Consider the following 19,890-nt stretch of genomic DNA (forward strand, 5'->3'; position numbering starts at 1 on the left):
CTGCGACCGGTGGTCGCAGGCCATGCCGATCACATGCCCGAGTAGTTCGGGCCGCCGCCACCCTGGGGGGTCACCCACACGATGTTCTGGGTCGGGTCCTTGATGTCGCAGGTCTTGCAGTGCACGCAGTTCTGCGCGTTGATCTGCAGCTGTTCGTGCCCATCGCTGCCGACGAACTCGTACACGCCAGCCGGACAGTAGCGCGCTTCGGGACCGGCGTACTCGGCCAGGTTGATCCGCACCGGCACGCTGGCGTCCTTTAGGGTCAGGTGGCTGGGCTGGTCTTCGGCGTGGTTGGTGCTGCTCAGGAACACCGAGCTGAGCCGGTCGAAGGTGAGCACGCCATCCGGCTTGGGATAGTTGATTTTCGCATGCTTGGAGGCTGGCTCCAGGCAGGCGTGGTCCGGGGTGCTGTGGCGCAGCGTCCACGGCGGATTGCGAATGCCCAGCTTGGGCAGCAGCCACTGCTCGATGCCGGTCATCAACGTGGCCACGGTCTGGCCCTTCTTGAACCACTGCTTGAAGTTCTTGGCCTGCTGCAGCTCGGCATGCAGCCAGCTGGTCTCGAACGCCTGCGGATAGGCGCTCAACTCATCGTGCTGGCGATCGGCTACCAGCGCATCGAAGGCGGCATCGGCGGCGAGCATGCCGGTCTTGATCGCGGCATGGCTGCCCTTGATCCGGCTGACGTTGAGATAGCCGGCCTCGCAGCCGACCAGCGCACCACCGGGGAACACCGTCCTGGGCAGCGACATCAGCCCACCGGCGGTGATCGCGCGCGCGCCGTAGCCGATGCGCTTGCCCCCTTCCAGGTGCTTGCGGATGTCCGGGTGTGTCTTGAAGCGCTGGAACTCTTCGAACGGGCTCAGCCACGGGTTCTTGTAATCCAGGCCGACCACATAACCGATCGAGACCTTGCCGCCCTCGGCGTGATACAGGAACGCGCCGCCGTAGGTGTCGTTGTCCAACGGCCAGCCGGCGGCGTGCACCACCAGGCCCGGCTCATGCTTGGCCGGATCGATCTGCCACAACTCCTTGATGCCGATGCCATAGGCCTGCGGATCCTTGCCGGCATCGAGCTGGAAGCGTGCGATCAACTGGCGGCCGAGATGGCCGCGCGAGCCTTCGGCGAAGATCGTGTACTTGGCATGCAGCGCCATGCCGCGCTCGAACGCGGGGCCGGGCTGACCGTTCTTCTCGATGCCCATGTCGCCGGTGGCCACGCCGATCACCGCACCGTCCTCGCTGTACAGCACCTCCGCCGCGGGGAAGCCGGGGAAGATCGCCACTTCCAGCGCCTCGGCCTGCTGCGCCAGCCAGCGGGTGACCTCGCCGAGGCTGACGATGTAGTTGCCTTCGTTGTGGAAGCACTCCGGCAGCAGCGCGTTGGGCGTGCTGCGCGAGCCGGTTTCATTGAGGAACAGGAATTCGTCGCGGGTGACCTTCTGCTTCAGCGGTGCGCCGCGCTCGGCCCAGTCCGGGAACAGTTCGCTCAGTGCCCGCGGATCCATCACCGCACCGGAGAGGATGTGCGCACCGGGTTCAGAGCCTTTCTCCAGGATGCACACCGACAGCTCGCGGCCGGCTTCGATGGCGCGCTGGCGCAGCCGGATCGCCGTGGCCAGGCCAGCGGGACCGCCACCGACGATCACCACATCGAATTCCATCACTTCACGCGGGGGCAGGACGTTGATTTCTTCGCTCATGGGGCTGCGTAACTCGTGGGTAGTGCCGCGGGTTGAACGGCGGCGGTTGCCTGGGAATCGCGCGTGTCACACCACGGCGAAACGGTGGATCAGTGCGCCAGAGTACCGGCACGGCGCATTTAAGCCTAGATCGCCGACGATGACAGCGGTGTCGCCGCGCGTTCGATACCAGGATGCTGCGGCGCAGCATCCGCGCTGCCCCGCCGTCCCTTGGCCGCTTCGCGCACAACGACCACAATGGGGGCCTGTTCCACCGCCACCTGCCGGGATGCCATGTCACTGAATCCGTTCGATCTGTTCGATATCCGTTCGCTGCTCAGCGAGGAGGAGCGCGCGGTGCAGGCGACGGTGGCGCGATTCACCGATACGCGGGTGCTGCCGATCATCGGCGATGCGTTCGACGACGGGCGCTTCCCGGACGAATTGATTCCCGAGATCGCCGCGCTGGGCCTGCTCGGCTCCAGCCTGCCCGAGCAGTACGGCGGCGGCGGGCTCAATGCGGTGAGCTACGGCTTGATCTGCCAGGAGCTGGAGCGCGGCGATTCGGGCCTGCGCAGTTTCGTTTCGGTGCAGAGCTCGCTGTGCATGTACCCCATCCATGCCTACGGCAGCGAAGAGCAGCGCCTGCGCTGGTTGCCGGACATGGCCACCGGCAAGGTGATCGGCTGCTTCGGGCTTACCGAGGCGCATGGCGGCTCCGATCCGGCGGCGATGAAGACCCGCGCGGTGCGCGATGGTGGTGACTGGCTGATCAACGGCAGCAAGATGTGGATCACCAGCGGACCGGTGGCCGACATCGCGATCGTGTGGGCGCATACCGACGATGGCATCCAGGGCTTCGTGCTGGAAAAGGGCATGGCCGGGTTCACCACGCAGGAGATCAAGCACAAGATGAGCCTGCGCGCCTCGCTGACCGGTGCGCTGTTCTTCGACAACGTGCGCGTGCCCGACCGCAACCGCCTGCCGAACGTGCAGGGGCTGAAGGGGCCGCTGGGCTGCTTGAACCAGGCGCGCTACGGGATCAGCTGGGGTCCGATCGGCGCTGCGGTGGCCTGCCTGGATGAAGCCCTGGGCTATACCAAGCAGCGGGTGCTGTTCGGCCGGCCGGTGGCGGCCACGCAGAGTGCGCAGATCAAGCTGGCCGACATGGCGCGGCGGATCACCACCGCGCAGCTGCTGGCCCTGCAGCTGGGGCGCCTGAAGGACGCCGGCCAACTGCAGCCGCAGCAGGTCAGCCTGGCCAAGTGGAACAACTGCCGCATGGCCATCGACATCGCGCGCGAATGTCGCGACCTGCTCGGCGGCGCGGGCATCACCACCGAGCACGTGGCGATCCGGCATGCACTCAATCTGGAATCGGTGATCACCTACGAGGGCACCGAGACCGTGCACCAGCTGGTGATCGGCCGCGAGCTGACCGGGATCAATGCGTTCTGAGGTCACCTGACCAACGGTCAGGTGCTACACAACGGTCAGGTGCTACACCAACGGTCAGGTGCTACACGGCCGGCAGGTGCCTGTGTCTCCGGTAGGTGCCGACCGTTGGTCGGCACGGCATCTTATTCCCCGCCGGCAAACCCGTTCTGGCGCCATGCCTCGTACATCACCACGGCGACCGTGTTGGACAGGTTGAGGCTGCGGTTGTCCGGTCGCATCGGCAGGCGCAGGCGGCGGCCGTGGGGCAGGCTGTCGAGCAGGTCCTGGGGCAGGCCGCGGGTTTCCGGGCCGAACAGGAAGGCATCGCCGTCTTCGAACTGCTGGGTGTCGTAACGCACGCTGCCGCGGGTACTCAGCGCGAACAGGCGCTTGGGCGCAATGACCTGCAGGGCGGTGTCCAGATCAGGATGGACCTGCAGCCGAGCGTATTCGTGATAGTCCAGGCCGGCGCGCTTGAGCTGCTTGTCGCTCAGGTCGAAACCGAGCGGCTCGATCAGGTGCAGCCGCGCGCCGGTGTTGGCGCAGAGGCGGATCACATTGCCGGTGTTCGGCGGGATTTCGGGTTGGAACAGGACGACATGGAACGTGGGCGTGGCAGTCATCGACGAAGTGTACGCCGTGGCTGCGGAAGACCGCAGCTGCGGCTTACTGGCGGATCAGGGTCGTGGCGGCGGCGGCGGTTTCCAGGGCCAGGGCCTGCAGGTCGGCAGCCGACGGACGCACCTGCAGGGTCGGCAGGTTGATGATCACTTCGTTGGCCACGGCAGTGGCGGCAGCGGTGAAGGTGGCGACGTAGCCGCGGTCGTTGGTCTGTTCGGCAGCCAGGGCCTGGCGCTGTTCGGCGGTCGGACGCACTTCCACGGCGGCCAGGGTGGTGACGCGGCGGTTGGCGGCCAGTTCGGCGCGGTACTCGGCGATCAGGCCAGCGGTCGGACGGACTTCCACGACGGCCAGGGTCGGGATGTTGCTGGCGCGCTCAACCTCGGCCTGGGCGATCTGGTCGGCCGAGGGGCGGACCTGCACGGTGTCCAGGGTGACGATGGCGGGGGCGGCCTGCACCGACGAAGCAAACGCGGAACCGGCGGCAAAGGCGATGGCGATGGCGAGAGTCTTGGTGTTCATGGCGAGGTCCTGTTTAGTGTTGGTGAGCAGTGGTGTGGTAGTAAGGTAGTACACCGATTCGGGGCGTGCAAGAACAATTTCACTATTCTTGTTGTTGTTCAGCATCCAGTCAGTTTCGGCTTGATCCTTGTTTCCCTTGCCATGTACCAAGCAGGTCGCGTGCCAACTTTTACGCATTGATTTCAAAGGGTTTTTTGCGAAGTAGCGGTGTCCGATGTCCGGACACGTGTCCGCCGCAGGGCCGCGGACCGTCCGCCCGGCCGCGTGCGGCCACGCTCGGATGTGCGGTTCGTGGCGGATCCGCCGCCATCGGCAGGTCAATGACTGTTGGCCGATGCCTTTTGCCCGGGCGGCGCGCTAGCATCCGGCTTCACTTTCATGACCAAGGAACCGGAATGACCGTCCAACTTCGACCGCGTGCCGCGCTGCTGGCTGTAGCGCTTTCCGCCGCCCTGGGCTCGTTCGCGCCGGCACCGGTCCTGGCCAAGCCGGCCACGGCGGCCAAGGTCGACATTCCGTTCGAACAGTTCACCCTGCCCAATGGCCTGCGCGTGGTGGTGCACACCGACCGCAAGGCGCCGATCGTGGCGGTGAACATCTGGTACCACGTGGGCAGCAAGGACGAACCCGCCGGCCGCACCGGCTTCGCGCACCTGTTCGAACACCTGATGTTCCAGGGCAGCGAGAACCACGACGGCGAATACTTCGAGCCCTTCAAGCAGGTTGGCGTGACCGGGCAGAACGGCACCACCAATACCGACCGCACCAATTACTTCGAGAACGTGCCGACCACCGCGCTGGACATGGCGCTGTGGATGGAGTCCGACCGCATGGGGCATCTGCTCGGGGCGATCGACCAGGCGGCGCTGGACGAGCAGCGCGGCGTGGTCCAGAACGAGAAGCGCCAGGGCGAGAACCAGCCCTATGGCCAGGTCTGGGAAAAGCTGACCCGCGCGATGTATCCGGCCGGCCACCCGTACCACCACAGCGTGATCGGCTCGATGAACGATCTCAACGCCGCCTCGCTGGACGACGTGAAGACCTGGTTCCGCACCTGGTACGGCCCGAACAATGCGGTGCTGGTGCTGGCCGGTGATATCGACGTGGCCACCGCGAAGGAAAAGGTCGCCAAGTACTTCGGCGACATCCCGGCCGGCCCGAGCATGGCCCAGCCCAAGGTGGACGTGGCCAAGCGCGAGAAGAGCACGCGCGAAGTGATGACCGACAAGGTGCCGCAGGCGCGCATCTACCGCGCCTGGAACGTCGCCCAGGTCGGCACCACCGACATCGACCAGCTGCAGCTGTTCGCGCAGGTCCTTGGCGGTGCGAAGTCCTCGCGCCTGGACCAGCGCCTGCTGCACCAGGACAAGCTGGTGGACAACATCAGTGCCGGCGCCTACAGCTCGCAGCTGGGCTCGAACTTCGTGATCATGGCCAGCGTCAAGCAGGGCGTGGACCCGGCCAAGGTCGAGGCGATCATCGATGAGGAAGTGAAGCGCCTGGCCAAGGACGGTCCGACCGCCGACGAGCTGAGCCGCGGCAAGACCGCCTTCCGCGCCGGCTTCATCCGCGGCATCGAGCGCATCGGTGGCTTCGGCGGCAAGGCCGACGCGCTGGCCGAGTGCACCGTGTACGAAGGTGACCCGGGCTGCTTCCGCAAGTCGCTGGCCACCATCGATGGGGCCACGGCCGCGCAGGTGCGCGATGTCGGCGCCAAGTGGCTGGGCGTTGGCGATCACACCATCGTGGTCGAGCCGGGCGCGCGCGTTGCCCTGGCCGAACTGCCGTCGGAAACGCCCAAGCCGTTCACCGTGCCCGCCGTGGATCCGCGCTTCACCACGCTGCCCAAGCAGGTCGACCGCAGCACCGGCGTGCCGCAGACCAAGACCTTCCCGGACCTGAAATTCCCCGAACTGCGCCGCGCCACGCTCAAGAACGGCACCCAGGTGATCCTGGCCGAGCGCCATGACATCCCGGTCGTGCAGTTCAGCTATGAATTCCCGGGTGGCTTCACCGCCGACCAGGGCCGCAAGTCCGGCACGGCCAACTTCACCATGGGCCTGCTCACCGAAGGGGCCGGCAAGCTCGGCGCGCTGCCGTTCGCCGATGCGGCCGATGCACTGGGCGCCAAGCTCGATGCCTCCGCCTCGCTGGACAGCACCAGCGTGTACCTGTCCGCATTGAAGGAAAACCTGGCCCCGTCGCTGGCCCTGTATGCGGACATGCTGCGCCAGCCGCGCTTCGACCAGACCGAGATCGACCGGGTCAAGGCGACCTGGATCGCCGGCATCCAGCAGGAGAAGGTCAACCCCAGCGCGGTGGCGATGCGGGTGATGCCGACCCTGCTGTACGGCGCGGGCCATCCGTATGCGATCCCGTTCACCGGCAGTGGCAATGAAGTGGACATCCAGTCCATGACCCGCGAAGACCTGGTCGACTTCCACCGTGACTGGCTGCGCCCGGAGCAGGGCACGCTGATCGTGGTCGGCGACACCACGCTGAAGGAAATCGTGCCGCTGCTGGAGCGCCAGCTCGGCAACTGGAAGGCCGAAGGTCCGGCGCCGGAGGTCAAGGCGCCGGTGGATGTGGCCCGTCCGGCGCATGCCCGCGTGTACCTGATCGATCAGCCGGGCGCAGTGCAGGCCAATCTGTTCGCCAGCCAGGTGGTGCCCTCGTCCAGGGACCCGGGTTCGACCCGCTTCGATATCGCCAACGGCGTGCTCGGCGGCGACTTCACCTCGCGCCTGAACATGAACCTGCGTGAGCAGAAGCACTGGTCCTACGGGGCCGGCAGCAGCGCCAGCAACACCCTGGGCCAGCGCCCGTGGGGCGCCCGCGCGCCGGTGCAGATCGACAAGACCGCCGAGGCGATGCAGGAGATGCAGAAGGAAATCGCCGAGTTCGCCAGCGGCGCCAAGCCGGCCACCCCGGCCGAAGTGGCGCGTATCCGCAACATCCAGAACCTGAGCCTGCCCGGCGCCTATGAGACCGCCAGCGCGGTGATGGGCACCATCAGCGGGATCGTGCGTTACCAGCGCCCGGACGATTACGTGGTCCAGCGCAAGGCCGAGATCGAAGCGATGACCCCGGCCCAGGTGCAGCAGGCCGCGGCCACGCTGGACCCGAACGCGCTGACCTGGGTAGTGGTGGGCGACCTCAAGCAGACCGAGGCCCCGGTGCGTGCGCTCAAGCTTGGCCAGGTGCAGGTCATCGATGCCGAAGGCAAGGTGGTCGACGCCCCGGCCACTCCGGCCACGCCGGCTGCCGCGGCACCAAAGGCCCGGTGACGCCCAACGCTGGCCGGCCACCGCGCCCGCCAGCCGCTCAGGTGCCGGGGACCCACCCGGCACCTGATCACCCCCGATTCAGTTGTTTCCCGCACACTCCCTTACGTATTCCAGCCAGGCCTTGCCCATGCGCATTCTGCTTCTGTCCGCCCTGATCCTCAGCGTTTCCGCCTGCACCTGGGTGCCGATCGAATCCTCCGGCAAGACGGTCCGCGTGCTGCCGGCCGGTGCGGTTCCCAGCGGCTGCCAGAGCAAGGGCGAAGTGGTGGTGACCGTGAAGAGCAAGGTGGGCTTCTACAACCGCAACCCGCTGCGCGTGCAGGAAGAGCTGGAAACCCTGGCCCGCAACGAGGCCCCCAGCGCCGGTGCCAACGCCGTGCAGGCCTCGGGCCTGCCGGCCGATGGCAGCCAGCGATTCCTGGCTTTCCAGTGCCCGCCACGCTGAACCCTTCACCCCGCGCCCGGACCATACGCCCGGGCGTGAATTCGTAAAGGTGCGGTGAAAGCCGTGCCGGCTTACAATAGCGCCCCCTTCGCCTGAGCCTTGGCGCTAACTGATGCTCTTCAAGAATGTCTCGATCGCCGGCCTGGCGCACATCGACGCGCCGCACACGCTGACGTCCAAGGAAATCAACGAACGGCTGAAGCCGACGCTGGATCGCCTTGGCATCCGTACCGACGTGCTCGGCGATATCGCGGGCATCCACGCCCGCCGTCTGTGGGATGCCGACATGCTGGCCTCCGACGCCGCCACGCTGGCCGCCCGCAAAGCCCTGGAAGACGCCGGGATCGGCGCCGACAAGATCGGCCTGCTGGTCAACACCTCGGTCAGCCGCGACTATCTGGAGCCGTCCACGGCCAGCATCGTCTCGGGCAACCTGGGCGTGGGCGACGAATGCATGACCTTCGACGTCGCCAATGCCTGCCTGGCCTTCATCAATGGCATGGACATCGCCGCCCGCATGCTCGAACGCGGCGAGATCGACTACGCGCTGATCGTCGACGGTGAAACCGCCAACCTGGTGTACGAGAAGACCCTCGAGCGCATGGCCCTGCCGGGCGTGACCGCCGATGACTTCCGCAACGAGATGGCCGCCCTGACCCTGGGCTGCGGTGCCGCGGCGATGGTCATGGCGCGCACCGAGCTGGTGCCCGATGCCCCGCGTTACCGCGGTGGCGTGACCCGCTCGGCGACCGAGTGGAACCAGCTGTGCCGCGGCAACCTGGACCGCATGGTCACCGACACCCGCATGCTGCTGATCGAAGGCATCAAGCTGGCGCAGAAGACCTTCGTCGCCGCCCGCGAAGCACTGGGCTGGGCCGTGGAGGAACTGGACCAGTTCGTGATCCACCAGGTCAGCCAGCCGCACACCGCCGCCTTCATCAAGAACTTCGGGATCGACCCGAAGAAGGTGATGACGATCTTCGGCGAGCACGGCAACATCGGCCCGGCCTCGGTGCCGATCGTGCTGAGCAAGCTCAAGCAGCTGGGCAAGCTGAAGAAGGGCGATCGCATCGCGCTGCTCGGCATCGGCTCGGGCCTGAACTGCTCGATGGCCGAAGTGGTCTGGTAACCCATTGGCCGCAGCCTGCTGCGGCGTTGCTTCCGGGGCCGTGTCTGCTGCGCCGGAATTGAACATCAAGGGCCGGTTCTGCCGGCCCTTTTCACAGGTGCGATTGAATGCCCCAGCTGCCCGGTTACCCCGCCCATCCGCACCGCTTCCAGGTGCGCCCCGGCCTGTCGATGAGCTATCTCGACGAAGGCCCGCGCGATGGCGAGGTGGTGGTGATGGTCCACGGCAACCCGTCGTGGAGCTATTACTGGCGCACCCTGGTGGCCGGCCTGTCGGACAAGTACCGCTGCATCGTGCCGGACCATATCGGCATGGGCCTGTCGGACAAGCCCGATGATGCGCACTACGACTACACCCTGCAGTCGCGCGTGGATGACCTGGACGCGCTGCTCGCGCACCTGGGCATCACCGGCCCGGTGACCCTGGCCGTGCACGACTGGGGCGGCATGATCGGCTTTGGCTGGGCGCTGTCGCACCACGCGCAGGTCAAGCGCCTGGTGGTGCTCAACACCGCCGCCTTCCCGATGCCGGCCGCGAAGAAGATGCCGTGGCAGATCGCGCTGGGTCGCCACTGGAAGATCGGCGAGTGGCTCATCCGCACCTTCAACGCCTTCTCCTCCGGTGCTTCGTGGCTGGGCGTGGAACGGAAGATGCCGGCGGACGTGCGCCGCGCGTACGTGTCGCCGTACAACAGCTACGCCAACCGCATCAGCACCATCCGCTTCATGCAGGACATCCCGCTGTCACCGGCCGACAAGGCCTGGTCGCTGCTGGAGCGTTCCGGCCAGACCCTGCCCAGCTACGCCGACCGCCCGGCGTTCATCGGCTGGGGCCTGCGCGACTTCGTGTTCGACCATCACTTCCTGAAGGGTTTCCAGGCCGCGCTGCCGCAGGCGCAGGTGCACGCCTTCGAGGATGCCGGGCATTACGTGCTGGAGGACAAGCACGAGGTCCTGGTGCCGAAGATCCGCGCCTTCCTGGACGCGAATCCGATCTGATCGGCTGCCCCATCCCCGGTAGAGCCGACCGTTGGTCGGCTGCTTCCGCCCCCGCGCCCTGACCCCGGCGCCCCCAACTACGCCGCGATCGGCGCCTGCGGGGCCGGCGAATTGCCGTTGTCATCGGGATGATCATCATCATTGCCCGCCTCGTCCCGCCAGCGCCAGTCGGCCAGGGTCAGCGCCGGCATGCCGTGCGCGATGCGCGCCTTGTCGCACTGCGGGCTGGCCTTGCCGTACTCCCACGAGGCGTCCACCTCACGGCACACGCTGGGGCGGTTGGGGTGGATGCTGCAGCGCGAATACACCCCGATCTCCGCATCCAGCGCCACGCAGTAGACCGGCTTGGACAGGGTGCCGCGCATGCACAGCCGGTGCGGGTCCAGCACCTGGGTGAGCTCGTGCGGGACGCCCCCCGGGGTGACCTCGTCCGATTCCATCCAGTGGAAGGCCACACGGTACTGGGTGCAGCAGGCGCCGCAGGTGAGGCAGGGATGGGGCATGGGGCACCGGCCTTGGGCGGCAGCGAAGCAGGAGGGAAGGGCGCGAATTTTCCACGCCAACGGCCGGCGCGCAAGAATTTTCTGCAGCGGCGACAATGAACGGATGAACAGCGCCATCAATATCGCCGCGCGCCTGCCCGAGCTGGCCCGTGAACGCCCCGACCAGATCGCCATCCGCTGCCCCGGCACGCCCGGGCCCGGCGGCATGGCGCGCTACGACGTCACCCTGGATTACCGCACCCTCAACGCCCGCAGCGACGCGATGGCGGCCGGTCTGGCCGCGCACGGCATCGGCCGCGGCGTGCGCGCGGTGGTGATGGTGCGGCCCTCGCCGGAGTTCTTCCTGCTGATGTTCGCGCTGTTCAAGAACGGCGCGGTGCCGGTGCTGGTCGACCCGGGCATCGACAAGCGCGCGCTGAAACAATGCCTGGACGAGGCCCAGCCGGAGGCCTTCATCGGCATCGGCCTGGCCCACGTGGCGCGCCTGGCGCTGCGCTGGTGCCGCTCCGCACGCCTGCTGGTGACCGTCGGCCGCCGCTGGGGCTGGGGTGGCACCACCCTGGCCCGGCTAGAAGCCCAGGGCGCCACGGTGGCGCCTGCGCTGGCCCCGACCGATGGGGAGGACGTCGCCGCGATCCTGTTCACCAGCGGCTCCACCGGCGTGCCCAAGGGCGTGGTCTACCGCCACCGTCATTTCGTGGGCCAGATCGAACTGCTGCGCGCCGCCTTCGGGATGGAGCCGGGTGGGGTCGACCTGCCGACCTTCCCGCCGTTCGCGCTGTTCGATCCGGCACTGGGGCTGACCTCGGTGATCCCGGACATGGATCCGACCCGGCCGGCCCAGGCGGACCCGCGCAAGCTGCATGACGCCATCAACCGCTTCGGCGTCACCCAGCTGTTCGGTTCACCGGCGCTGATGCGGGTCCTGGCCGATCACGGCCAGCCGCTGCCGAGCGTGCGCCGGGTGACCTCGGCCGGGGCACCGGTGCCGCCGGACGTGGTCGCGCGGATCCGCCGCCTGCTGCCCGACGACGCCCAGTTCTGGACCCCCTACGGCGCCACCGAGTGCCTGCCGGTGGCGGTGATCGAAGGTCGAGAGCTGGAGAACACCCGCCAGGCCACCGAGGCCGGCGCCGGGACCTGCGTCGGCCGCGTGGTCGCGCCGAACCAGGTGCGCATCATCGCCATCGATGACGCGCCGCTGCCGGGCTGGTCGCAGGCCCGTGTGCTGGCCGCCGGCGAGGTCGGCGAGATCACCGTGGCCGGTCCGACCGCCACCGACAGCTACTTCAACCGCCCGCAGGCCACCGCGGCGGCGAAGATCACCGAGACTCTGGCCGACGGCGGCACGCGCGTCGTACACCGGATGGGCGACGTCGGCTATTTCGATGCGCAGGGCCGGCTGTGGTTCTGCGGCCGCAAGACCCAGCGCGTGGAAACCGCGCACGGCCCGCTGTACACCGAACAGGTCGAGCCGGTGTTCAACGCACTGGACGGCATCGCCCGCACCGCGCTGGTCGGCGTCGGCGCGCCGGGCCGCCAGCGGCCGGTGCTGTGCTACGAACTGCAGCCCGGCACCGTCGATTCGCCCGCCCTGGTCGAGCGCCTGCGCCGGGAAGCGGCGGCACACGCACACACCGCACGCATCGCCCATTTCCTGCTGCACCCGGCCTTCCCGGTCGACATCCGCCACAACGCCAAGATCGGCCGCGAGAAGCTCGCGGTCTGGGCCACCGCGCAACTGGAGCAGCACGCATGAAGATCCTCGTTACCGGTGGCGGCGGCTTCCTTGGCCAGGCCCTGTGCAAGGGGTTGGTCGCGCGCGGCCACCAGGTGCTGGCGTTCAACCGCGGCCATTACCCTGCGCTGCAGGCGATGGGCGTGGGCCAGATCCGCGGCGACCTGGCCGATGCGCAGGCGGTGATGCACGCGGTGGCCGGGGTCGATGCGGTCTTCCACAATGGCGCCAAGGCCGGTGCCTGGGGCAGCTATGACAGCTACCACCAGGCCAACGTGGTCGGCACCGACAACGTCATCGCGGCCTGCCGCGCGCACGGCGTGGGCAAGCTGGTCTACACCTCCACGCCCAGCGTGACCCATCGCGCCACCCATCCGGTCGAGGGCCTGGGCGCCGATGAGGTGCCCTATGGCGAGAACTTCCAAGCGCCGTATGCGGCCACCAAGGCCATCGCCGAGCAACGCGTGCTGGCCGCCAACGATGCGCAGCTGGCTACCGTGGCGTTGCGGCCCCGGCTGATCTGGGGCCCGGGCGACCAGCAGCTGGTGCCGCGCCTGGCCGAGCGCGCCCGTGCCGGCCGCCTGCGCTTCGTCGGCGATGGGCAGAACAAGGTCGATACCACCTACATCGACAACGCCGCACTGGCCCACTTCCTCGCCCTGGAGCACCTGGCCCCGGGCGCGGCCTGCGCCGGCAAGGCGTACTTCATCTCCAACGGCGAGCCGCTGCCGATGCGCGAGCTGCTCAACAAGCTGCTGGCCGCCGTGGACGCCCCGCCGGTGACCCGGTCGATCAGCTTCAGGACCGCCTACCGGATCGGTGCGGTCTGCGAGCGGTTGTGGCCGCTGCTGCGCCTGCGCGGCGAACCGCCGATGACCCGCTTCCTGGCCGAGCAGCTGTGCACGCCGCACTGGTACAGCATGGAACCGGCGCGCCGGGACTTCGGCTATGTGCCCCGGGTCAGCATCGAAGAAGGGCTGCTGCGGCTGGCATCTTCATCGAACGCACAGGAATCCATCACTCCCTGAACACCGCGGGTTGGTGAACATGGACCCACGCCAACTCCGGCACGCATCAACGCGAGGGTCGACATGCTGCATTACGCCGTCATCTTTTTTGTCATCGCCATCATCGCGGCGGTACTTGGTTTCTCGGGCATTGCCGGCGCTGCCAGCAACGTCGCCTGGATCCTGTTCGTCGTCTTCCTGATCCTGGCGGTGGTGTCGATGTTCCGCAAGCGGACCTAGTGTCCGGCGCGTCCCACGCCACCTCTCTCCGGCGTGGGACGCGCTGCGGAAACCACGACGGCCTGACATCGGCGACGATGATCAGGCCGTCGTTGCGATGGAGCTGCGCAGATCGCGCTCGTGGGCATGCCGGGCCATCGCCAGTTCCAGCAGCCGCGTGATCAATGCGGTGTAATCCAGCCCGCTGGCGGCCCACAACTTCGGGTACATGCTGATGCGGGTGAAGCCGGGTAGCGTGTTGATCTCATTGATCACCACTTCCCCAGCCGGGGTCAGGAATACATCCACCCGGGCCAGGCCCGCACAGTCCAGCGCCTGGTAGGCCCGCACCGCGATCTCCCGGATACGGGACTGCTCGGCATCGGTGATGGCCGCCGGCACCACGATGTCCGCACCGCTTTCGCTGATGTACTTGGTGTCGTAGGAATAGAAATCATCGTGCACGACCACCTCGCCACAGACGCTGGCCTCGGGGTGTTCATTGCCCAGCACGGCGCACTCGATCTCGCGGCCGTCGATCGCCGCTTCCACCAGCGCCTTGTGATCGAACGACAGCGCCAGCGCCAAGGCAGTATGGAAGTCCGCCGCGTTGCGCACCTTGCTCACGCCCACCGAGGAGCCCTGGTTGGCCGGCTTCACGAACAGCGGTGTGCCCAGCTCGGCGACCAGCGTGGCGTAATCGGCCCCGGCCGCGCTGACCCGGTTGAAGCAGGCGAACGGCGCCACCGCCAGCCCGGCATCGCGCAGCAGGCGCTTGGCCACGTCCTTGTCCATCGCCACTGCCGAGCCCAGCACGCCGGAGCCGACGAAGGGCAGGTTGGCCATGCGCAGCAGGCCCTGCAGCGAGCCATCCTCGCCCAGCGTGCCGTGCACGATCGGGAACACCACGTCGATCTGCTCCAGCGCGGTGGCCGGATCGGTCGGGACCAGCTGCTGCCGCTCCAGGCCGGGCCGCACTGCCACCGCATTGCCCGAGCGGTGCAGCGCGATCCGTGCCGGGTCGCTGGCGTTGAGCAGGAAGTCGCGCGGGTCGCTCACATGCCATTGGCCCTGCTTGTCGATCCCGATCAGGCTGACCTCGAACCGGTCCTTGTCCAGCGCATCGAGAATGTTCTTCGCCGATTGCAGCGAAACCTCGTGCTCGGCCGACCGGCCGCCGAAGATGATGCCTACCCGGGTCTTGCCCATGCCTGTTGCCGCTCCTGTCGCTGTGTTGGGAAGCCATAGCATGAACCGAGTCGGCGCCCGCGAAAACGCGTGTCCGGTGTCGATGTGGTGGGCACCTGGCGCGTGGCCAGGCGTGATGCCAGCGGACGCCCGCCGTTCAAGGGCGCGCGGTAGAATGCGGTGATGGCCCGTTCCCTGCTCTCTTCCCTCAAGCCGCTGGCTGGCAATGCGCTGCAGCTCACGCTCAACCGCGCACTGGCGCTGGACCCGGACACCCGCAGCGCGCTGGCCGCGCTGGATGGCCGCCACGTCGCCCTGACCCTGGAATCGCCCGCGCTGGCGATGCGGATCGGGGTGGACGGTGAGCGGCTCACGGTCGGCCCGGTCGATCCGCAGCAGGAGCCGGACCTGGCCGTGCGCAGCACGCTGGGCGGGGTGCTGGCCCAGCTGCCGTTCCTGGCCAACGCCCGCCGTGGCGGTGATGCGCCGGCCGGGCGGGTCAAGGTCTCCGGTGATGCCGAACTGGCCCGCCGCCTGCAGCAGCTGGCGACCCGTTTCGATCCGGACTGGCAGCAGCCGTTCGTGCGCGTGTTCGGCGAGGTGATGGGCGTGCAGATCGCCAACACCCTGCGCTCGGCACTGCAGCACGCGCGCCGCGGCGCGTCCGACCTGGCGCACAGCGCCGCTGAATTTGTCACCGAGGAGTCGCGCGACGTGGTACCCCGAGCAGAACTGGATGCCTTCCACGACGATGTGGACGTGATGCGCGACGACGTTGAACGCATGGCCGTGCGCGTCCAGCGCCTGCGGCAGGTGGACGCATGAAGGCGATCTTCCGGGCCAGCCGCATCGGCCGCATCATCCTGCGCTACCGCCTCGACGATCTGCTCCAGGGCACCCCGGCCGAACGCTGGCTGCGCCTGGCAAAACCGTTCGTACCACGCGCCTCGGCCGACATCGCCGCACAGTCGCGCGGCGCGCGCCTGCGCCTGGCGCTGCAGGACCTCGGCCCGATCTTCGTCAAGTTCGGCCAGATCCTCTCCACCCGCCGCGACCTGATCCCGGCCGATGTCGCCAACGAGCTCACCCTGCTGCAGGACCGGGTCAAGCCGTTCGATGGCGCCACCGCGCAGGCGATCGTCGAACGTGCGCTCGGCCGCCCGGTCAGCGAAGCCTTCGCCAGCTTCGATCTGCAGCCGCTGGCCTCGGCCTCGATCGCGCAGGTGCACGCGGCCACGCTGGCCGATGGACGCCAGGTGGTGGTCAAGGTGCTGCGCCCGGACATTGAAAAGCAGATCGACGCGGACATCGCACTGCTGAAATCGGCCGCTGCGCTGATCGAACGCGCGCACCCGCGCGCCGACAAGATCCGCCCGCGCGAAGTGGTCGCCGAAGTTGAAAACACCCTGGCCGCCGAGCTGGATCTGCAGCGCGAAGGCGCCAATGCCAGCGTGCTGCGCCGCAACTGGATCGACTCGGACGATCTGTACGTGCCCGAGGTGATCTGGAGCCACACCGCCGAACGCGCGCTGACCCTGGAGCGCGTGTGGGGCATCCCGTCCGATGACATCGTCGCGCTGGACAAGGCCGGCATCGACCGCAAGGCCCTGGCCGCCAAGGGCGTGCGGGTGTTCTACACCCAGGTGTTCCGCGACAACTTCTTCCACGCCGATGCGCACGCCGGCAACATCTGGGTCGACACCGATCCGGCGCGCCGGGACAACCCGCGCTTCATCGCGCTGGATTTCGGCATCATGGGCCAGCTCTCCGAAGAAGATCAGTACTACCTGGCCGAGAACTTCATGGCCATCTTCAACAAGGATTACCGGCGCATGGCCGCGCTGCATGTCGAAGCCGGCTGGATGCCCAACAACGTGCGCATCGATGAGCTGGAAGCGGCCGCGCGCTCGGTGTGCGAACCCTATTTCACCCGACCGCTGTCGCAGATCTCGCTGGCCGAGGTGCTGATCAAGCTGTTCCGGGTGGCCCAGCGTTACGAGCTCACGTTGCAGCCGCAGCTGATCCTGCTGCAGAAGACCCTGCTCAACATCGAAGGTGTCGGCCGTCAGCTCGATCCGGAACTGGATATCTGGGCGGTCGCACGGCCGGTGCTCGAACGCATCCTGCGCGAACGTTACAGCCCGCGCCGCGTGCTCAAGGAAGTGCGCAAGCGCCTGCCTGAAATCATGACGCATACCCCGGACATGCCGCGCCTGGTCCATGCCTGGCTGCGCCAGCAGGTGGAAGGCGACCACGAATTGTCGATGCGCTCGCGCGATCTGGCCGCGCTGAATGTCAGCGTGCAGAAGCTGCAGAAGCGTGCGGTGGCCGCGATCGCCGGCGTTGGCCTGATGATCGTCGCTGCGGTGCTGTATGGCCTGCAGCCGGGCGGCTGGTACTTCGGCGATGCCCCGGTGTGGAGCTGGGTGACCGGCGCGGCGGGCGTGTTCTCGCTGGCCAGTGCCTGGTGGCGCCGATGAGCGCGATCGAACTGCAGGCCGAGGCCATCGCCGAGGCGCCTGTTGCGCTTCCGCCCCTGCAACTGCTGCACCTGGACGACCAGCTCGCCGTGGTCAACAAGCCCGCCGGGCTGATGGTCCACGACAGCAAGCTCGCCCGCGGCGAAGACGACTTCCTCGCCGACCGCCTGCGCGAACAGCTCGGCAAGCCGATCTTCCTCGTCCACCGCCTGGACCGCGCCACCAGCGGCTGCCTGCTGCTCGCCTTTGATCGCGAAAGCGCCAGCGTGCTCGGCAAATCGCTGATGGGTGGCGACGTCACCAAGGATTATCTGGCGATCTGCCGTGGGTGGCCGGCCGACGAGGCCTTTACCGTCGACCATGACCTGGATGGCGGCCCCGGCAAGCCGGTCAAGAAGCAGGCGATCACCCACTTCCAGCGCGTCGCCGTGGGCGAGATCGCCATTCCGATGGGCGGGTTCGAGACCTCACGTTACGCCCTGCTGCGCTGCCAGCCGCAGACCGGCCGGTTCCGTCAGATCCGCCGCCACCTCAAGCACCTCTCGCATCACCTGATCGGCGACACCAGCCACGGCGACGGTCGCCACAACCGCAGCTTCCGCATGCAGGGCATCCACCGCATGCTGCTGCACGCCGAGCGCCTGCGCTTCCCGCATCCGAACGGCACGCCGATGGACATCAGCGCGCCGGTGGACGGGGAATTCCGCAAGGCGATGGATCTGTTTGGTTGGGACGTGCGATAGCCGACCAACGGTCGGCTCTACTTCACGACAGCCGACCAACGGTCGGCTCTACTTCACGACAGCCGACCAACGGTCGGCTCTACCGGTTATTTTTTTGCCGGCGCCGGCTCATTGACGATCGCTTCCAGGTCCTTCTGCAGATCCACGAACAGCGGCTGCATCTTGGCCTGGATCGCCACCATCACGTTCTGCATCAGCGCCGGGGTCTTGTCCAACAGGCTCTGCCCGGCCGAGCTCTCGTAGAACTCGGCCATCGCCAGCACGTCTTCCTTGCTGAAGGTCTGCTTGTACAGATCCACGTACATCGGCCGCAGTTCCTTCCACGACAACGCCTGGCGCACCGTCTGGCTGGTCCGCTGCTCGATCCGCTGCAGCTGGGCCTGCTGTGTCGCATCCAGCTGACGCTGCTGGGCCACCTGCTGGAACTGCTGGCGCTGCATCGCCTCGATCTGCGGCAGCATCGTATCGAGCATGCTCTGCGCGCGCGAGGCGGCCAGCAGGCGGTTGATGTCGGCATCCGACGGCGGCGCGGCCAGGGCCGGCGCGATCGCGGCCAGGCCCAGCGCGAGGGCCAGGGTGAAGCGGGTCAGGCCGCGGCGGGCCAGCGGGCGGATCAGTGACATGGCGGAGCATCCTGCGTTGCGTGGACTCCGGAGAATACCTGCGATGGCGTCATCAGGCCGTAATTGAGGACGTTATCGGCGACATCCGCGCACGTTGCAGTCACCCGGCCGACGGGTCCTCCCCTTACAATGCCGCCCATGGGCAACGGGCCAGTCACCATCAGCGCGCACCTGACGATTCCGGAGACGGAACTCGTCGAGCGCTTCGTGCGCGCCAGCGGTGCCGGTGGCCAGAACGTCAACAAGGTCTCCACCGCCGTCGAACTGCGCTTCGACGTGGCCGGCTCGCCTTCGTTGCCCGAGCCGTTGCGCGCGCGCCTGCTGGCCCGCCGCGACCGGCGCATGACCGGCGAAGGCGTGCTGGTCATCGATGCACAGCGTTTCCGTACCCAGGACCGTAACCGCGAGGACGCGCGCGATCGACTGGCCGCCTTCATCCAGGCGGGGCTGAGCGTGCCCAAGGCGCGCGTGGCCACCAAGCCGACCTACGGGTCGAAACTGCGTCGTCTGGACGCCAAAAAGGGGCGCGCGCAGATCAAGCGCGGGCGCACCACACGCAATTGGGAGTGATTGCTTGAACAACCGAAGTCCGCTGTTGCCGGTGGTTCCGCCGAACATGCCGCAGGTCAAACCGAACCGCTTCCTCCGCTGGCTGGCCCGCTGCACGCTGCGCCTGGGCGGCTGGAAAGTGACCGGCACCCTGCCGGACGTACCCAAGCTGGTCTTCATCATCGCCCCGCATTCGTCCAACTGGGACGGCTTCTGGGGCATGGCAGCGAAGATCGCACTGGGCATGCAGGTCAAGGTGCTGGGCAAAGCCTCGCTGTTCTGGTGGCCGCTGGGGCCGCTGCTGCGCAAGCTGGGCGTCATCCCGCTGGACCGCAGCTCGCCGCAGGGCACCGTGGAACAGGCGGTCAGCCTGATCCGGGGCTCGGACCGCCTGTGGTACGCGATCACCCCGGAAGGCACGCGCAAAGCGGTGCAGCACTGGAAGGCCGGTTTCCTCAAGATCGCGCGCATGGCCGACGTGCCGGTGCTGGCCGCGTACTTCCACTACCCCGAGAAGACCATCGGCATCGGCCCGTTGTTCCATCCCACCGGCAACGACGTGGCCGACATGGCTGCGATCCGCGAGTACTACCGCCCCTGGCAGGGCAAGACCCGCGGCACCGTCTGAACGCCGCCAGGCGGGCCGGACTGGGGAGCCCCCACGGCCCGCACAGCCACGCGCCACGACCGGCACATGCCGCCTGCGGGCTTTGGGA

19 protein-coding genes are annotated in these 19,890 nt (G+C 67.7%); 13 read left to right on the plus strand and 6 right to left on the minus strand.

What is annotated here, in order from left to right; translation table 11 throughout:
• Positions 1-29: 29 nt before the first annotated feature.
• Positions 30-1,706: an electron transfer flavoprotein-ubiquinone oxidoreductase gene (locus BIZ42_RS10255; protein WP_070426377.1), complete on the minus strand. Its 1,677-nt coding sequence runs from the start codon at positions 1,704-1,706 to the stop codon at positions 30-32.
• A 273-nt stretch (positions 1,707-1,979) separates the two neighbouring features.
• Between BIZ42_RS10255 and BIZ42_RS10260 the strand changes: the two genes are divergently transcribed.
• Positions 1,980-3,143, plus strand: a complete 1,164-nt coding sequence (locus BIZ42_RS10260) for an acyl-CoA dehydrogenase family protein (RefSeq protein WP_070426378.1) — start codon at positions 1,980-1,982, stop codon at positions 3,141-3,143.
• A 122-nt stretch (positions 3,144-3,265) separates the two neighbouring features.
• On the opposite strand, the gene trmL is transcribed toward BIZ42_RS10260, so the two are convergent.
• Positions 3,266-3,745: a tRNA (uridine(34)/cytosine(34)/5-carboxymethylaminomethyluridine(34)-2'-O)-methyltransferase TrmL gene (trmL, locus tag BIZ42_RS10265; protein WP_070426379.1), complete on the minus strand. Its 480-nt coding sequence runs from the start codon at positions 3,743-3,745 to the stop codon at positions 3,266-3,268.
• A 43-nt stretch (positions 3,746-3,788) separates the two neighbouring features.
• The gene (locus tag BIZ42_RS10270; protein ID WP_070426380.1) at positions 3,789-4,265 is read right to left on the minus strand and encodes a hypothetical protein; all 477 of its coding nucleotides are present in this window, start codon (positions 4,263-4,265) and stop codon (positions 3,789-3,791) included.
• Positions 4,266-4,660: 395 nt separating this feature from the next.
• Here BIZ42_RS10270 and BIZ42_RS10275 point away from each other — a divergent pair, with 395 nt between their 5' ends.
• The 4 genes from BIZ42_RS10275 (at position 4,661) to BIZ42_RS10290 (ending at position 10,124) form a co-directional block, all read left to right on the plus strand.
• On the plus strand, positions 4,661-7,552 hold the full coding sequence (locus BIZ42_RS10275) for a pitrilysin family protein (protein ID WP_070426381.1): 2,892 nt from the start codon (positions 4,661-4,663) through the stop codon (positions 7,550-7,552).
• A gap of 127 nt (positions 7,553-7,679) precedes the next feature.
• A complete protein-coding gene (locus BIZ42_RS10280; protein ID WP_046272272.1) occupies positions 7,680-7,997 on the plus strand; it encodes a DUF4156 domain-containing protein in 318 nt (105 codons plus the stop codon).
• Positions 7,998-8,109: 112 nt separating this feature from the next.
• Complete coding sequence (locus BIZ42_RS10285) at positions 8,110-9,126, plus strand: 3-oxoacyl-ACP synthase III (RefSeq protein WP_019184878.1); 1,017 nt, start codon at positions 8,110-8,112, stop codon at positions 9,124-9,126.
• A gap of 107 nt (positions 9,127-9,233) precedes the next feature.
• A complete protein-coding gene (locus tag BIZ42_RS10290; protein ID WP_070426382.1) occupies positions 9,234-10,124 on the plus strand; it encodes an alpha/beta fold hydrolase in 891 nt (296 codons plus the stop codon).
• A 77-nt stretch (positions 10,125-10,201) separates the two neighbouring features.
• On the opposite strand, the gene BIZ42_RS10295 is transcribed toward BIZ42_RS10290, so the two are convergent.
• Complete coding sequence (locus tag BIZ42_RS10295) at positions 10,202-10,627, minus strand: YkgJ family cysteine cluster protein (protein WP_019184876.1); 426 nt, start codon at positions 10,625-10,627, stop codon at positions 10,202-10,204.
• Positions 10,628-10,730: 103 nt separating this feature from the next.
• Here BIZ42_RS10295 and oleC point away from each other — a divergent pair, with 103 nt between their 5' ends.
• The 3 genes from oleC to BIZ42_RS10310 all read left to right on the plus strand — a co-directional run bounded on the left by oleC (position 10,731) and on the right by BIZ42_RS10310 (position 13,612).
• The gene (oleC, locus tag BIZ42_RS10300; RefSeq protein ID WP_070426383.1) at positions 10,731-12,386 is read left to right on the plus strand and encodes an olefin beta-lactone synthetase; all 1,656 of its coding nucleotides are present in this window, start codon (positions 10,731-10,733) and stop codon (positions 12,384-12,386) included.
• The gene (gene oleD, locus BIZ42_RS10305) at positions 12,383-13,393 is read left to right on the plus strand and encodes a 2-alkyl-3-oxoalkanoate reductase (protein ID WP_070426384.1); all 1,011 of its coding nucleotides are present in this window, start codon (positions 12,383-12,385) and stop codon (positions 13,391-13,393) included. Before oleC ends, oleD begins: the two co-directional genes overlap by 4 nt.
• Before the next feature lie 63 nt (positions 13,394-13,456).
• Positions 13,457-13,612 carry a DUF1328 domain-containing protein gene (locus tag BIZ42_RS10310; protein WP_019184873.1) on the plus strand — a complete coding sequence of 52 codons (156 nt, stop codon included), beginning with the start codon at positions 13,457-13,459 and terminating at the stop codon, positions 13,610-13,612.
• 81 nt (positions 13,613-13,693) lie between these two features.
• On the opposite strand, the gene ddlA is transcribed toward BIZ42_RS10310, so the two are convergent.
• Positions 13,694-14,800: a D-alanine--D-alanine ligase gene (ddlA, locus tag BIZ42_RS10315; RefSeq protein WP_070426385.1), complete on the minus strand. Its 1,107-nt coding sequence runs from the start codon at positions 14,798-14,800 to the stop codon at positions 13,694-13,696.
• Between the two features lie 162 nt (positions 14,801-14,962).
• Here ddlA and BIZ42_RS10320 point away from each other — a divergent pair, with 162 nt between their 5' ends.
• The 3 genes from BIZ42_RS10320 to BIZ42_RS10330 are packed head-to-tail and all read left to right on the plus strand — an operon-like array spanning position 14,963 to position 18,002.
• Positions 14,963-15,604, plus strand: a complete 642-nt coding sequence (locus BIZ42_RS10320; RefSeq protein ID WP_070426386.1) for an SCP2 sterol-binding domain-containing protein — start codon at positions 14,963-14,965, stop codon at positions 15,602-15,604.
• Positions 15,601-17,259, plus strand: a complete 1,659-nt coding sequence (gene ubiB, locus BIZ42_RS10325; protein ID WP_019184870.1) for a ubiquinone biosynthesis regulatory protein kinase UbiB — start codon at positions 15,601-15,603, stop codon at positions 17,257-17,259. The genes BIZ42_RS10320 and ubiB overlap by 4 nt, the downstream gene beginning before the upstream one ends.
• Positions 17,256-18,002 (plus strand): pseudouridine synthase, encoded by a 747-nt coding sequence (locus BIZ42_RS10330; RefSeq protein WP_070427501.1) that lies wholly within the window; start codon positions 17,256-17,258, stop codon positions 18,000-18,002. Before ubiB ends, BIZ42_RS10330 begins: the two co-directional genes overlap by 4 nt.
• A gap of 86 nt (positions 18,003-18,088) precedes the next feature.
• Here the strand turns inward: BIZ42_RS10330 and BIZ42_RS10335 are convergent, their stop codons facing one another.
• Positions 18,089-18,625, minus strand: a complete 537-nt coding sequence (locus tag BIZ42_RS10335; RefSeq protein ID WP_019184868.1) for a DUF2059 domain-containing protein — start codon at positions 18,623-18,625, stop codon at positions 18,089-18,091.
• Between the two features lie 138 nt (positions 18,626-18,763).
• On the opposite strand from BIZ42_RS10335, the gene arfB reads away from it, so the two are divergent.
• Positions 18,764-19,195, plus strand: a complete 432-nt coding sequence (gene arfB / locus BIZ42_RS10340; RefSeq protein ID WP_019184867.1) for an alternative ribosome rescue aminoacyl-tRNA hydrolase ArfB — start codon at positions 18,764-18,766, stop codon at positions 19,193-19,195.
• A gap of 46 nt (positions 19,196-19,241) precedes the next feature.
• Entirely contained in the window at positions 19,242-19,802 is a 561-nt protein-coding gene (locus BIZ42_RS10345; protein ID WP_235318846.1) for a lysophospholipid acyltransferase family protein, read from the plus strand.
• Positions 19,803-19,890 lie beyond the last annotated feature (88 nt).

It is taken from the genome of Stenotrophomonas sp. LM091 (genome assembly GCF_001806305.1).
In the GTDB taxonomy this organism is placed as follows: domain Bacteria; phylum Pseudomonadota; class Gammaproteobacteria; order Xanthomonadales; family Xanthomonadaceae; genus Stenotrophomonas; species Stenotrophomonas bentonitica_A.

Coding starts and splice junctions, on each gene's coding strand:
- arfB (WP_019184867.1), top strand. CDS start 18,764: ATGGGCAACGGGCCAGTCACCATCAGCGCGCACCTGACGATTCCGGAG.
- BIZ42_RS10280 (WP_046272272.1), top strand. CDS start 7,680: ATGCGCATTCTGCTTCTGTCCGCCCTGATCCTCAGCGTTTCCGCCTGC.
- BIZ42_RS10345 (WP_235318846.1), top strand. CDS start 19,242: ATGCCGCAGGTCAAACCGAACCGCTTCCTCCGCTGGCTGGCCCGCTGC.
- BIZ42_RS10260 (WP_070426378.1), top strand. CDS start 1,980: ATGTCACTGAATCCGTTCGATCTGTTCGATATCCGTTCGCTGCTCAGC.
- oleD (WP_070426384.1), top strand. CDS start 12,383: ATGAAGATCCTCGTTACCGGTGGCGGCGGCTTCCTTGGCCAGGCCCTG.
- trmL (WP_070426379.1), bottom strand. CDS start 3,745: ATGACTGCCACGCCCACGTTCCATGTCGTCCTGTTCCAACCCGAAATC.
- BIZ42_RS10335 (WP_019184868.1), bottom strand. CDS start 18,625: ATGTCACTGATCCGCCCGCTGGCCCGCCGCGGCCTGACCCGCTTCACC.
- BIZ42_RS10310 (WP_019184873.1), top strand. CDS start 13,457: ATGCTGCATTACGCCGTCATCTTTTTTGTCATCGCCATCATCGCGGCG.
- BIZ42_RS10270 (WP_070426380.1), bottom strand. CDS start 4,265: ATGAACACCAAGACTCTCGCCATCGCCATCGCCTTTGCCGCCGGTTCC.
- BIZ42_RS10320 (WP_070426386.1), top strand. CDS start 14,963: ATGGCCCGTTCCCTGCTCTCTTCCCTCAAGCCGCTGGCTGGCAATGCG.
- BIZ42_RS10290 (WP_070426382.1), top strand. CDS start 9,234: ATGCCCCAGCTGCCCGGTTACCCCGCCCATCCGCACCGCTTCCAGGTG.
- ubiB (WP_019184870.1), top strand. CDS start 15,601: ATGAAGGCGATCTTCCGGGCCAGCCGCATCGGCCGCATCATCCTGCGC.
- BIZ42_RS10330 (WP_070427501.1), top strand. CDS start 17,256: ATGAGCGCGATCGAACTGCAGGCCGAGGCCATCGCCGAGGCGCCTGTT.
- ddlA (WP_070426385.1), bottom strand. CDS start 14,800: ATGGGCAAGACCCGGGTAGGCATCATCTTCGGCGGCCGGTCGGCCGAG.
- BIZ42_RS10285 (WP_019184878.1), top strand. CDS start 8,110: ATGCTCTTCAAGAATGTCTCGATCGCCGGCCTGGCGCACATCGACGCG.
- BIZ42_RS10275 (WP_070426381.1), top strand. CDS start 4,661: ATGACCGTCCAACTTCGACCGCGTGCCGCGCTGCTGGCTGTAGCGCTT.
- BIZ42_RS10295 (WP_019184876.1), bottom strand. CDS start 10,627: ATGCCCCATCCCTGCCTCACCTGCGGCGCCTGCTGCACCCAGTACCGT.
- oleC (WP_070426383.1), top strand. CDS start 10,731: ATGAACAGCGCCATCAATATCGCCGCGCGCCTGCCCGAGCTGGCCCGT.
- BIZ42_RS10255 (WP_070426377.1), bottom strand. CDS start 1,706: ATGAGCGAAGAAATCAACGTCCTGCCCCCGCGTGAAGTGATGGAATTC.